The organism is Halomonas sp. TD01, from assembly GCF_923868895.1.
Lineage (GTDB): Bacteria > Pseudomonadota > Gammaproteobacteria > Pseudomonadales > Halomonadaceae > Vreelandella.
Map to the genome: position 1 here is coordinate 3,167,643 of NZ_OV350343.1, position 12,309 is coordinate 3,179,951.

At 50.1% G+C, this 12,309-nt stretch carries 11 protein-coding genes and 1 tRNA gene; 4 read left to right on the forward strand and 8 right to left on the reverse strand.

What is annotated here, in order from left to right; genetic code table 11:
• Window positions 1–556 precede the first annotated feature (556 nt).
• From ltrA to L1X57_RS14155, 4 genes are all read right to left on the reverse strand, one after another.
• Complete coding sequence (ltrA, locus tag L1X57_RS14140; protein WP_050801113.1) at window positions 557–2,248, reverse strand: group II intron reverse transcriptase/maturase; 1,692 nt, start codon at window positions 2,246–2,248, stop codon at window positions 557–559.
• 1,032 nt (window positions 2,249–3,280) lie between these two features.
• Entirely contained in the window at window positions 3,281–4,924 is a 1,644-nt protein-coding gene (gene groL / locus L1X57_RS14145) for a chaperonin GroEL (protein WP_009724705.1), read from the reverse strand.
• Between the two features lie 58 nt (window positions 4,925–4,982).
• Complete coding sequence (locus L1X57_RS14150) at window positions 4,983–5,276, reverse strand: co-chaperone GroES (RefSeq protein WP_009724706.1); 294 nt, start codon at window positions 5,274–5,276, stop codon at window positions 4,983–4,985.
• Window positions 5,277–5,506: 230 nt separating this feature from the next.
• Entirely contained in the window at window positions 5,507–5,977 is a 471-nt protein-coding gene (locus L1X57_RS14155; RefSeq protein ID WP_009724707.1) for an FxsA family protein, read from the reverse strand.
• A 213-nt stretch (window positions 5,978–6,190) separates the two neighbouring features.
• Here L1X57_RS14155 and L1X57_RS14160 point away from each other — a divergent pair, with 213 nt between their 5' ends.
• Window positions 6,191–6,952, forward strand: coding sequence for an SDR family oxidoreductase (locus tag L1X57_RS14160; protein WP_009724708.1), 762 nt, complete (start codon window positions 6,191–6,193; stop codon window positions 6,950–6,952).
• 93 nt (window positions 6,953–7,045) lie between these two features.
• Here L1X57_RS14160 and L1X57_RS14165 read toward each other — a convergent pair whose 3' ends face one another.
• The 3 genes from L1X57_RS14165 to L1X57_RS14175 form a co-directional block, all read right to left on the reverse strand.
• Window positions 7,046–8,104: a hypothetical protein gene (locus L1X57_RS14165; protein ID WP_009724709.1), complete on the reverse strand. Its 1,059-nt coding sequence runs from the start codon at window positions 8,102–8,104 to the stop codon at window positions 7,046–7,048.
• Window positions 8,105–8,143: 39 nt separating this feature from the next.
• The gene (locus L1X57_RS14170; protein WP_009724710.1) at window positions 8,144–8,773 is read right to left on the reverse strand and encodes a hypothetical protein; all 630 of its coding nucleotides are present in this window, start codon (window positions 8,771–8,773) and stop codon (window positions 8,144–8,146) included.
• Between the two features lie 157 nt (window positions 8,774–8,930).
• Window positions 8,931–9,015: transfer RNA gene (locus L1X57_RS14175), tRNA-Leu, on the reverse strand.
• An 86-nt stretch (window positions 9,016–9,101) separates the two neighbouring features.
• On the opposite strand from L1X57_RS14175, the gene L1X57_RS14180 reads away from it, so the two are divergent.
• Complete coding sequence (locus L1X57_RS14180; RefSeq protein ID WP_009724711.1) at window positions 9,102–9,821, forward strand: ComF family protein; 720 nt, start codon at window positions 9,102–9,104, stop codon at window positions 9,819–9,821.
• A 33-nt stretch (window positions 9,822–9,854) separates the two neighbouring features.
• Complete coding sequence (locus tag L1X57_RS14185) at window positions 9,855–10,829, forward strand: serine/threonine protein kinase (protein WP_009724712.1); 975 nt, start codon at window positions 9,855–9,857, stop codon at window positions 10,827–10,829.
• A gap of 28 nt (window positions 10,830–10,857) precedes the next feature.
• Here L1X57_RS14185 and L1X57_RS14190 read toward each other — a convergent pair whose 3' ends face one another.
• Window positions 10,858–11,451 (reverse strand): hypothetical protein, encoded by a 594-nt coding sequence (locus L1X57_RS14190; RefSeq protein ID WP_009724713.1) that lies wholly within the window; start codon window positions 11,449–11,451, stop codon window positions 10,858–10,860.
• A 298-nt stretch (window positions 11,452–11,749) separates the two neighbouring features.
• Between L1X57_RS14190 and folE the strand changes: the two genes are divergently transcribed.
• Window positions 11,750–12,301, forward strand: coding sequence for a GTP cyclohydrolase I FolE (gene folE, locus L1X57_RS14195; protein WP_009724714.1), 552 nt, complete (start codon window positions 11,750–11,752; stop codon window positions 12,299–12,301).
• Window positions 12,302–12,309 lie beyond the last annotated feature (8 nt).

The window sequence follows — 12,309 nt, forward strand, 5'->3', positions numbered from 1 at the left end:
CAATGGACCTCACGGCCGCATTAAACCCCAAGAGGGGGAGTACATTGTCAGGACGCTTGGCACCTTACCGTTACCGGCGACGCACTGCCCCTAGGCTACTGCTGGTTACACAGCAGGTTCCGCTTATATCGTTACCGCTACATACGGTTTAGATACATGGAACCATCCAGAATACGGCTTCGCACCGGATAGGCAGCTTAGCCAAATAATAGACACGAATATCCCCGCTACATCACATTCCCAAAAATAGAAATGTTTCAGCGTGTACGAATATCGCCAAAGCGAAAGGTACGAGCAGACTCATACCGGAAAAGGGGTATTTACCCTAAGGTAATACCCGATATCCGGACTGAGACAGCCCGAATATCGGGTTTATTAAAAATGCTTCTTGCGCGGTTGTGGTCACTAACGTTAAGTTAGTGACCACTTCGTCTGTAGACCGCTAGGCAAGCTACCTATACGACTCTCGTCGCACGTCGGGTAGCAGCAGTGCATTACTGCACCGCCGCCCCCTAAGAACCGTACGTGCGAGTTTCCCCGCATACGGCTCAAGCCTTTATAAGCCTCCCAGATGAGAGACCGGTGACCTTTTCTCCTGTTGCGAATGCCACTGACGATGACAGTTAGGGTGCAACAACACCAAGTTACTCAGCTCGTCACCGCCACCCTTATGCCGTTCCACCACGTGGTGAATGTTCCACTTGGTTTCCCAAGTGATTAAGCCACGGCACATTGGGCAGCGCTTACCTTGCCGCTTCCATAGCGTTTGCAGTTTCTTACGACCTTTCGTTGACGCTTCCCAAGAGCGCTCCAGCCTGCTCTCGAAATACTGCTCGTCTCTAGGGTCATAAGGGTTTGCTTCCGCCCTGATCTTGGTATGTCGCACAATCGGGATGTCCTTGCTGCTCTGCAACCGTACGGGCTTACCGGGCATTAAGGTACTTTGGAAAATCCAGTTCTCGCTTTTCACCGAATGAAAATATTTCTTCTTCACCCAGCGCTTTTGGCGATTACTGTGTCGTCGACAACTCCAACGCCATAATAGCTTCCAAACACGGTAGTCCACATAGCCAAACGTTTCCTTGGCCACGACGTGACGGTGATAATTCGCCCATCCCAGCAGTACCGGGTTGAGTTGGTGAATCAACACATCCTGTCGTGACATGCAGTTGCGTCTGACGATGTCCTTGATCTTCTTTAGGTGTCGTTGCAGGTTCTTACGGCTGGGCTTAATCAACAGCTTGCCGTTGTACTTCCGCAGGTTCTGCCCGAGAAAATCAAAACCTTCTGCGATGTGCGTCACCACGGTCTTGCTGGCTGACAACGTAAGCCCACGTTCTGCCATAAAGGCAGAAACGACAGGCAGTACTTCATTTTCCAACAGCTCTTTCGAGATGCCAGTAATGATGAAGTCGTCGGCATAACGCACATAGTTCACCTTGGTCTTGTAGCTTGCTTTGGTATTTTTCTTCCCGAAATGGGATTCCAACACCTTTTCAAGCCCATCAAGCGCCAGGTTGGCTAATACCGGAGAGATGATCCCGCCCTGGGGCGTTCCTGCCTCTGTCGGATACAGACGGTGAGACTCCATGAATCCCGCTTTCAGCCACTTCTTGAGCACTTGCTTGTCCATCGGGACATTAGCCAGCAGCCAGTCGTGACTGATATTGTCAAAGCACCCCTTGATATCGCCTTCCAGCACCCATTCAGCAGAATGCTTACGGCTCAAATTGACAAAGCATTGCTCTATCGCATCGGCCGTTGAGCGCCATGGACGAAAACCATAGCTGTTGCGGTCAGCCACCGTTTCCGATACCGGTTCGAGCGCCAGCAAATAGAGTGCTTGCATGGCCCGATCCCGCATCGTCGGTATCCCTAGTGGGCGGCGTGAACCGTCCGGTTTGGGAATATAGACACGGCGTAATGGAGCAGGGCGGTAGCCCTTACTTTTTAGCCTGCCTAACGCTAACCACTTGGCTTGTGGAGTGCTCCACAATTCACCATCAACACCGGGCGTTTTCTTGCCCCGGTTTTCAGTAACACGTCTGACGGCCGATGCTCTGGCCGCCAGCGAGTGGGTCAGCAGTCGTTGCAAAGCTTTCACCTTGCGCCAACGTTGATCCCGAGTCGCCTTCGCGATCCGCACTTGTAGCCCTCTCACCTTTCTGTCGACGGCAGACCAGTTAATGGTGTGCCAGCTGTCAGGCGGGTGGGAGAACGCAGGTACTTGTTTAAAACCAGTACTCATCTTGCTGTCCTCCGAATGAATGCCGATAAGACGCCCTTCGGAGAACAGATACATTGATCCCTTGCGGGAGTGTATGTGCTCCCGCAGGGGTGAGATAAGGCCGCTAACTTGCTCGGCTATCTCTTCGTAATATCAGCATGATTGAGCGCTTTAGAGCGCTATCACGCGATTAAAGACCAGCTGGACGTAGGCCCCGTTTCCGGTAGAGGAACGTTTAACCTCTTATCCGCCCCATTACAGGGCGGCATTCGCTTTTTCCAGCCTCCTAAACCCGCACCATTAACAGCTCGCCTCACGGCTTGCCTGCCCGGTAGGGCAATAGTACGGGGTTTCCGAGTTCCGCATCATGGACACGGATCACTTAGACCCTGCCAGTACACCGTAGGTCTGTTGGTAACGTATCCCCAGATGTAAGAGGGATAACCGACCCAATACCTTTTGGTCAGAGCGTGTCAGTAGCTTACGCTCCTTGCGGCTGACGGTGCTTGTTAGCAGTTCACTTACGTTGGTCATATGATCCAGCCTAGCCTCTCACCCGCATGCTACTAGCGGGATCTTCAATGGACCTCACGGCCGCATTAAACCCCAAGAGGGGGAGTACATTGTCAGGACGCTTGGCACCTTACCGTTACCGGCGACGCACTGCCCCTAGGCTACTGCTGGTTACACAGCAGGTTCCGCTTATATCGTTACCGCTACATACGGTTTAGATACATGGAACCATCCAGAATACGGCTTCGCACCGGATAGGCAGCTTAGCCAAATAATAGACACGAATATCCCCGCTACATCACATTCCCAAAAATAGAAATGTTTCAGCGTGTACGAATATCGCCAAAGCGAAAGGTACGAGCAGACTCATACCGGAAAAGGGGTATTTACCCTAAGGTAATACCCGATATCCGGACTGAGACAGCCCGAATATCGGGTTTATTAAAAATGCTTCTTGCGCGGTTGTGGTCACTAACGTTAAGTTAGTGACCACTTCGTCTGTAGACCGCTAGGCAAGCTACCTATACGACTCTCGTCGCACTACATCATGCCGCCCATGCCACCCATTCCGCCCATGCCACCCATGTCTGGGGCAGCGTCTTGCTCTTCTGGATCGTCAGCGATCATGCACTCAGTGGTGATCATCAGACCAGCAACAGAGCCAGCGGACTGCAGTGCAGTACGGGTTACTTTAGCCGGGTCCAGAACACCCATTTCGAACAGGTCGCCGTACTCACCAGTTTGTGCGTTGTAGCCGAAGTTGCCTTCACCGTCTTTCACGCGATTGATAACCACAGCGGCTTCTTCACCGGCGTTAGTAACAATCTGGCGCAGCGGAGACTGCATAGCGCGCAGCGCCATGTTGATACCGTGGTTTTGGTCTTCGTTGTCGCCAGTCAGGCCTTGTACTTTAGCCATTGCGCGAACCAGTGCAGTACCGCCGCCAGGTACAACGCCTTCTTCTACTGCAGCGCGGGTTGAGTGCAGAGCATCTTCAACACGTGCTTTCTTCTCTTTCATTTCTACTTCGGTAGCCGCACCGACACGAATAACAGCAACACCGCCGGCCAGTTTGGCAACGCGCTCTTGCAACTTCTCTTTGTCGTAATCCGAAGACGTTTCTTCGATTTGCGCACGGATTTGGTTAACGCGTGCTTCGATGTCGTTTTCTACACCAGCGCCATCGATGATGGTGGTGTTCTCTTTAGACATCGTCATGCGCTTAGCGGTACCCAGGTGATCCAGGTTCGCTTGCTCAAGCGTCAGGCCAACTTCTTCAGAAATGACGGTGCCATTGGTCAGGATAGCGATATCTTGCAGCATCGCTTTACGACGGTCACCGAAGCCGGGTGCCTTAGCAGCAGCAACTTTAACGATACCGCGCATGTTATTTACAACCAGCGTTGCTAGCGCTTCGCCTTCGATATCTTCAGCGATAATCGCGAGCGGTTTGCCTTGCTTAGCAACGGCTTCCAGCACCGGCAGTAGTTCGCGGATGTTGGAGATTTTCTTGTCAACGAGCAGAATGTAAGGGTCTTCTAGCTCGACAGACATGGTGTCTTGGTTAGTGACAAAGTAGGGCGAGAGGTAGCCGCGATCAAACTGCATACCTTCAACGACTTCCAGCTCGTCTTCGAAGCCACGACCTTCATCAACAGTGATGACGCCTTCTTTACCAACTTTTTCCATCGCTTCAGCGATGATCTCACCGATGCGCTTGTCACCGTTGGCAGAAATAGTACCTACCTGGGCGATAGACTTAGTGTCGGTGCAGGGAACAGACATCGCCTGAACTTCTTTTACTGCCGCGCTAACTGCTTGGTCGATGCCGCGCTTCAGGTCCATCGGGTTCATGCCAGCAGTCACGCCTTTCAGGCCTTCAGCGATAATTGCCTGGGCCAGAACCGTTGCTGTCGTGGTGCCGTCGCCTGCAGCATCAGAAGTTTTGGAAGCAACTTCCTTAACCATCTGAGCGCCCATGTTCTCGAACTTGTCTTTCAGTTCAATCTCTTTGGCAACCGATACGCCGTCTTTGGTGACGGTGGGGGAGCCAAAAGACTTGTCCAGTACCACGTTACGACCTTTCGGGCCGAGGGTAACTTTTACTGCGTTAGCTAGAACGTCTACGCCACGCGCCATACGTTTGCGGGCATCATCGGAAAACTTAACTTGCTTAGCTGCCATGTTCGTTATTTCCTAAACATTGAAATTTAAAAGGAAAAGTAAATGATCGAGGCGGTATTTAGCCTTCGACGACTGCCAAGATATCGGCTTCGCTCATGATCAGAACTTCTTCGCCGTTGATTTTCTGTTTTTCAACGCCGAAACCGTCTTTGAAAATCACCGAGTCGCCAACTTTAACGTCCAACGGGCGAACGTCACCGTTGTCGAGAATGCGGCCATTACCAACTGCCAGGACTTCACCGCGAGTGGGTTTTTCCTGAGCGTTGCCCGGTAGCACGATGCCGCCAGCGGTTTTCTGCTCTTCTTCCACGCGACGAACAACGACGCGATCGTGCAAAGGACGGATATTCATGCTCACGTTCTCCTGAGTATCGTCAAGGCCCATAAGGGCAATTAGCTAAATGAGATTTCCGTGGGCTTCTTGCCCGCGAAAAGTGAAGGTAAGTAACCTTCATGTTAATGGCGAAAGCTAATGCATCCGCCGAACTTGTGTGCTGACTCAAAAGTGGGGGCTGCTCGTAGCCTTTCAAGGGGCAGGCGATAAAAAAATGTGGTTTGGCGTCATTCTTATTCGTTGCGCCTTCAGCGCCGCCTTGCTGTTTCATCCCGGCTAATGAATTCACCTTCGATTGGCCCTTCTTGACCGCCTGGGCGTGATGTATCTGCCTGTTCGTAGTTGGTCTGCTGTTGTTGGCCAGCAGCGCTTTTTAAGCCTAACCAAGTGAGGGCTTTGAACATTAACTGGCGAGCGTTAGGCAGTAGGCAGGCGATGCCTAGCGCGTCAGAGAGAAAGCCTGGGGCCAAGAGCAGGGCGCCACCGAAGATTAGCGCAGCCCCGGTAAACAGTTCTTGAGAGGGGATTTCACCTACTTGCATGCGCTGTCGCGCGCGCGCCAGAGTGGAAACACCCTCTTTGCGAATTAGGTGTAGCCCAATAAATCCAGTGCCCAGTACCAGTAGCAGGGTGGTGAATAAACCAATTCGGCTACCGATTGAAAACAGTAATACAAAATCAACTAACGTAAACAGCGATATAAAAAGAAGAATGGGCATGACAGACTCCATAACAAACGTAATTCGTCAATATGGTGACAGAATTCATGAAAACAAGCAGCCAACTCTCGGCTAGCTACGTTCACGTGCGTTCTACTGCTCGATTTTTCGCTCAATAACTTCTATGCTGCAATGCACAATTGTGCCGTTTTATGAGGCGATACAGGTAGTGTGCAGTACGCATGTACTCAGTGTCAGCCTAAGGAGAATCAGATGAACCTGACAAATAAAGTGATCGCGATTACCGGGGGGGCTCGTGGCCTGGGCTTTGCTATGGCGGAGTGTTTAGGTAAACAAGGTGCCCGGTTAGCGCTCTTGGATATGAGTGCTGAAGCATTGGATGACGCTGTGTCAGCGCTAGCGTCTCAAGATATTCAAGCACACGCATTTGTGACGAATGTGGCTGATGAGCAGTCAGTGCAGCAGGCGTTTGCTGATATTGCAGCTCGCATGGGGCCGGTAGGCGGTTGCATTAATAATGCAGGTATTACCGACGACGGTCTTCTTATCAAGGCGAAAGAGGGCGTGGTTGAAAAACGTATGTCGTTATCCTCCTGGCAGAAAGTGCTTGATGTCAATTTAACAGGCGTTTTTCTGTGCGGGCGGGAAGCAGCAACGCAGATGGTAGAGGCTGGTCACCAGGGCGTTATTGTCAATATTTCAAGCATTTCCCGAGCAGGAAATATGGGGCAAAGTAATTACGCTGCTGCTAAAGCCGGTGTGCATGCGTTGACGGTTACTTGGGGTAAAGAGCTTGCCCGTTACGGTATTCGTACCGGAACCGTGGCGCCAGGATTTATTGAGACTGAAATGACAGCTTCCATGCGCCCCGATATGCTGGAAAGAATCTCTTCTAGTGTGCCACTTAAACAGTTGGGTAAGCCTGATGACATCGCGAAAAGCGTCGCTTTCATTTTTGAAAATGATTACTTTACCGCGCGGATTATCGAGTGTGACGGTGGGCTGCGGCTTTAAATCACTGACGACTAGCTGCCGCTTCTGACTAATAGGACACTGGCGATGTTGCCAGTGTCCTGAAATGTGTTCAACGCGTAATGCAGCTAATTGCTAGAAATGAAAGTAATCCCGCTGGAGCTCGCGTTGGAAGTACATTTCTACCCGTAATGTCATTGCCCAGCGCGGGTCGTAGCTAACCTCTCGTTGAAAATGTAGTTCAGGAATGACATCTGCAAACAGTATTCCTTTATGGATATCCCTGCGATAGCGGGTCTGTAAGTAGTAATTTGTCATTCGAGGGTTAGACAGGCTTTCACCAATGGCGATAGCCGAGTAGCGAAGCGCACTACGGCGGTTCAATCGCTGGTTTAGCTGCACTACCTCACTGTACTCAAGCGTGTCTTCTTCCTCTCGCCATTGCACATTGGTGATGAATCGCAGGTGGCGATTGGCGGAAAGCGGGCGGCCAATATCCCACTCGGTGCGTGCTGAATACCCTGAGTTGTTAAACCAAGATAGCCGATTAAATGACTCCAACTGCCAGGGGCTATCCTTAAAATCCCACAGACGTTCGCTGGTAAAGCGAACATAGGGGTCAAGAGGAAGGCGTAGACGAACGCCGGCGCCAAAGCGATTACTCCAATTCTCACGTTTGTCTCTGCTCTCCAGCCAATCAAGACCAAATGTCGATGTTCGACGATCGCGCTGGTCATTGTAGAGCCGCCCAGAGCCTTGATCAGCCAGCGTGCCTTGTGATTCTTCTGGATCACTTTCGATGATTAAGCGGAGGCGGTCCTCTGTGGTGGGAAGATCAATACGATAGCGCACGCTAATATCGCCGTTCGTGCCTTCGCCTTCCATCCAATCAATTTCCTGGCCCAGCCGAAGGTAGGATCTGTTATCAGCAGAAGCGGATTGGTCGCCGCCAAAAAAAGAGTCAATGTTTCTCGATGTATTGTCTACCCAGTTGCCGATGCGTGCTCGAAATGGCTCAACACGCGCTTCAGCCCACTCGGGTAAGTCACTATCTTCCTCAATATCAATAGTATAGGACTCTGTGGCATAGATCTCAGCAGCATGGGCATTGGTAACAAAGGTATTAGCAACATTGATGTGTGGCGACAGTGCATAAAATACGCCAAGGCAAGCGACAGCGAGCACTGGTTTCATCGAAGAGTTCCTAGGAAAGTGTTGTCCGAGTGCGACATATTATTTTGCTTTGTACATTTCAATATCTTTAGCCCATTGCAATACACGTTTGCGTTCGCGGCGGCTGGTCATACGTTTTGTGTCGACCTGCAAAGGGGTTAGCTGGTGCAGTGAGCCAGCAGATAAGTCTAATTTAAAGTACCGCGATGCGCCGACAGGCATGTCTTCAGAGCCATAAATAGCAATGACGCGAATTTCAAGTTGAGGCGTTTGCTGTCGTAATGAGTGCTCATCAATACCATAGTGGTGAATAAGTTGCTGAACGATATCGCCAAAGGATTGTATGTGAAGATAATCACCCGACGCTAGGGGGCCTTGGTGCGTTCGGTAACACTCGTTTTCATCGTCACCGCTTTGCTGCTGGTATTCCACAACATCAAGCTCATAGCAGCGCTCATTGGTGTGCAGCACAGCAACTAAATGCTGAATATAGATGGCTTCGCTACTCATATTACTGATTAAGCATAACGCGTCTTTGCCAACTCCCTTGCCCCTATTGACGATAATCCGAGGGCGGCGCTGTCGGACATAGCCGTTATAAAGTAGTTGGGCATAAAATACCCAGACAAGAAGGGTGCAGATGCTGGCAATCGCAGAGATTGCTTGGGCGTTATCTTTAAGCCATTCCATGGGTTGAGATCCTTCTCAAATCAAAGCGGCATTAATAACTGATAACTTAGCTCAAAAACAGGTTGAGGTCAGCAAGTTGGGTAGTGCAGAGTCGTAAAACAAAAAAATTCGGTTAGCGTAAAGCTACCGAATTTTTCGAAGGTAAGAACCTTTAAATTGGTGCGGATGGGGAGACTCGAACTCCCACACCTTACGGCACTAGAACCTAAATCTAGCGTGTCTACCAATTCCACCACATCCGCTGAAGACGAGGCGTATATTAACAGCATTCGTATTAATGTCAACGGTGTGTCATTAAAATTGTTAATTAAACCAGTCTGGGGGAAATATGGCTCTGACGCGGTTAGTACATTATGTGAGCACTTGGGCCAAAAAAGGACTGCCAGGTTACTGCGCGTTTTGTCTTTCTCCCGGGCAGACCAGTGGCGGTTGGTGCCAGGAGTGCTTTGAACAGCTGCCGTGGAATATGAATGCTTGCTGGCAGTGTAAAGAGCCTTTGGATGTTGGGGACGTAGCATCCGTTCAATCGGTTTGTGGCCATTGTCGGGAGCAACCGCCTGCGTTTACCGCCGCGACGGCGGAGCTTTTATTTGAAGGGCCGATACGTGAACTGGTGCATGATTTCAAATTTAATGCGTCGCCCCGTGCAGGCATGTTACTGGTAGAGCTAATGATGGCTAAAGCCCCCAGCTGTTTGGGAGAAGGGCTCTTGCCTGTACCCATGCACGCTGTTCGAGCTCGGCAGCGTGGCTTTAATCAGTCCCACTGGTTGGCTGATCAGCTAGGCAAGCGGGTTAAATTGCCATTGATAACGGCAGAATGTAGTCAACAGATGCCCTCTCAGCGCACATTAAGTAGAAAGGAGCGAGCAAAAAATTTAGTAGGCGCCTTTCATATTAATGGTCCACTACCATCACACCTTACGATTATTGACGATGTTGTTACTACTGGGGCGACCTGCCAAGCGCTTGCCGAAGAAGCGCTCCGTGCGGGCGCTAAACGTGTCGATATTTGGACAGTCGCTCGAACACCCCTGGCGCATAATTGATAGAATGCAGGCTTAATTGCACAGGAGCGGTATATGTCACACCCGTTTAGCACGCTTTCTCCGGATACAGTGATGTCTGCTGCGGAGTCTGAAGGGATTTGGCCGGCTGGCGAGCCGTTTGCACTCAATAGCTATGAAAATCGAGTGCTGATGTTTCGCGACGATGACGGTGAGCGTTGGGTAGTGAAATTTTATCGTCCTGGGCGTTGGGCAGATGAGGTTATTCAGGAGGAGCACGATTTTCTTCAGGAATTGGCTGCTGCTGATGTACCTGTTGTTGCGCCCTGGCGAAATCAATATGGGAAATCACTACATACCTACCAACAATTTCGCTTCACGCTTTATCCTCAATGCAGTGGTCAAGCACCTGAGTTAGACAATCCATCGCATCTTTTTGCATTAGGTAATGTGTTGGGGCGGTTGCATGCAGTGTCATCTCGACAGGCGTTTCAGTACCGCCCAACATTAGATTGGCAGCACGATATTCATGATGCAGAGGCTCGTGTTATCGGGAGTAAAAGATTAAGCAAGCATCAGCAGCGTGCTTATCGCAACGTTGTGCAGAAAATTCTTTGTCATCTTGAGAAACATCCTATCGTCAGCGACCAAATGATTCGAACGCATGGTGATTGTCATTTGGGCAATGTTTTAGGAAGAGATGAATCATTTACCTTAGTGGACTTTGACGATTGCCTTATGGCACCCGCCATTCAAGATATATGGATGCTATTACCCGTTGATGACCCATCTGGCTGGCGAGCACAGCTAAGTGAAATTGTTGAAGGATATGAAGAGGAGCGAACATTTCCGCAAAAACAGCTGTCGCTAATCGAGCCGTTGCGGGCTTATCGTCTTATACGATACACCGCTTGGCTTGTCTCTCGCTGGGATGATCCAGCTTTTCCTCGTGCGTTTCCATGGCTGGCGGAGAGCGGCTATTGGGATCAGCACATCCGCCAGCTCGAGCAGCAATTGTTACAGCTTGAAAAGCCTATTTGGCTAGCATGACAATTGCACAAATAGTTAATCGCCGGAATTACTCAGGTTGATTGACGGAACGCGGGTTTTCAGCGCTTGCATCAGGGTCTGGCCGATCTGATGGGATGGGATTGGCAACGCCTTCCCCTTCAGCTTGCCGTCGAGCAGCATTAATTTCCGCTGAAGGGTTATCTTGAGCGTTGATTTCGATACTTTCATCCAGCGTGACTACAAATTCCTGACCTGGCGTTAAGGTGCAAGACGACTCATCGCAGGCAAGCCCGTACAGACCATCTGTTGCATAAGCGCCTGCACTAAATGAGCCTGTAAAAATAGCGCTTTCAGCGTCATGTGTCTCAATGCAGGTCGCGTCTTGAGTAGTAATACGGATGCGCCCATTAGCGAGCTGTGCATTGGCCACTAACACACAGTATTCCGGTAGTTCATGGGATGCGCCGTCAGCTTGAGTGGGGTGAAGCAGGATATCTTCATAACGCGATTGGCTGTCAGTAAAAGCAAACTCTTCGATGACCTCGACACCGACACTGGCTCCCTTGGGTAGTGTCAATGTCTGTTCTGCGGCTAACAAAGGTGTTGCCAATGCAGTTCCCAATAGGGCGGTTAAGAAAAACGGTGCGGATTTGAATGACATAAGGAACTCTCAGATGAGCGCTACGAATTAAGCTGACTAGTGCGATCCATGATAGCACAGCTTAAATAGTCTCAAAGGGGGGTGCGCGGCACTCTGCCACAGCAGAGTTAGGTGCGCTAAAATAGCGGCGCGGCGTGTTTTTTTATTGTGCAAAAGTTGTTTCGAGTATATTTTTTGTACATGATTGATGCACAACCCCCGGCTATTGATAAATTTCAATATATTGCTGTGGATTAAACGCTCCTGTATTTCAGATATTTACATAATTGCAGCACGTACAGTTTTGATGAGGCTTCAAATGACCGACGATATTGCTCAACACTACCGCCACATTATTTCGGCAGTTGGCGAAAATCCTGATCGTGAGGGGCTGCGAGATACGCCTAAAAGAGCTGCAAAAGCAATGCAGTTCTTAAATGCTGGCTATCAACAATCACTCGAAGAGATTGTCAATGGCGCGGTATTTGAGTCACAAACAGACGAAATGGTGCTTGTGAAAGACATTGAGATGTACTCAATGTGCGAGCACCACCTGCTGCCATTTATTGGTAAGTGTCATATCGCCTATCTTCCTAGTGGGAAGGTATTAGGGTTGTCGAAGTTTGCCCGGATTGTTGATATGTACGCTAGACGTATGCAAATTCAAGAAAACTTGACGCGTGAAATTGCCGAGGCAGTGCAGCAAGTTACTCAATCAAGAGGTGTTGCGGTGGTGATTGAGGCGCGCCATCTTTGCATGATGATGCGCGGTGTGGAAAAGCAAAATTCAAGCATGACGTCTTCTGTGATGTTGGGTGGCTTTCGCAGTAACCAAGCTACGCGTCAGGAGTTCTTGACGCTAATTAGCTGATGTATTGG

Excerpts from the sequence above, each read along its gene's own strand:
- ltrA (WP_050801113.1), bottom strand. The coding sequence starts at position 2,248 with ATGAGTACTGGTTTTAAACAAGTACCTGCGTTCTCCCACCCGCCTGAC.
- groL (WP_009724705.1), bottom strand. The coding sequence starts at position 4,924 with ATGGCAGCTAAGCAAGTTAAGTTTTCCGATGATGCCCGCAAACGTATG.
- L1X57_RS14150 (WP_009724706.1), bottom strand. The coding sequence starts at position 5,276 with ATGAATATCCGTCCTTTGCACGATCGCGTCGTTGTTCGTCGCGTGGAA.
- L1X57_RS14155 (WP_009724707.1), bottom strand. The coding sequence starts at position 5,977 with ATGCCCATTCTTCTTTTTATATCGCTGTTTACGTTAGTTGATTTTGTA.
- L1X57_RS14160 (WP_009724708.1), top strand. The coding sequence starts at position 6,191 with ATGAACCTGACAAATAAAGTGATCGCGATTACCGGGGGGGCTCGTGGC.
- L1X57_RS14165 (WP_009724709.1), bottom strand. The coding sequence starts at position 8,104 with ATGAAACCAGTGCTCGCTGTCGCTTGCCTTGGCGTATTTTATGCACTG.
- L1X57_RS14170 (WP_009724710.1), bottom strand. The coding sequence starts at position 8,773 with ATGGAATGGCTTAAAGATAACGCCCAAGCAATCTCTGCGATTGCCAGC.
- L1X57_RS14180 (WP_009724711.1), top strand. The coding sequence starts at position 9,102 with ATGGCTCTGACGCGGTTAGTACATTATGTGAGCACTTGGGCCAAAAAA.
- L1X57_RS14185 (WP_009724712.1), top strand. The coding sequence starts at position 9,855 with ATGTCACACCCGTTTAGCACGCTTTCTCCGGATACAGTGATGTCTGCT.
- L1X57_RS14190 (WP_009724713.1), bottom strand. The coding sequence starts at position 11,451 with ATGTCATTCAAATCCGCACCGTTTTTCTTAACCGCCCTATTGGGAACT.
- folE (WP_009724714.1), top strand. The coding sequence starts at position 11,750 with ATGACCGACGATATTGCTCAACACTACCGCCACATTATTTCGGCAGTT.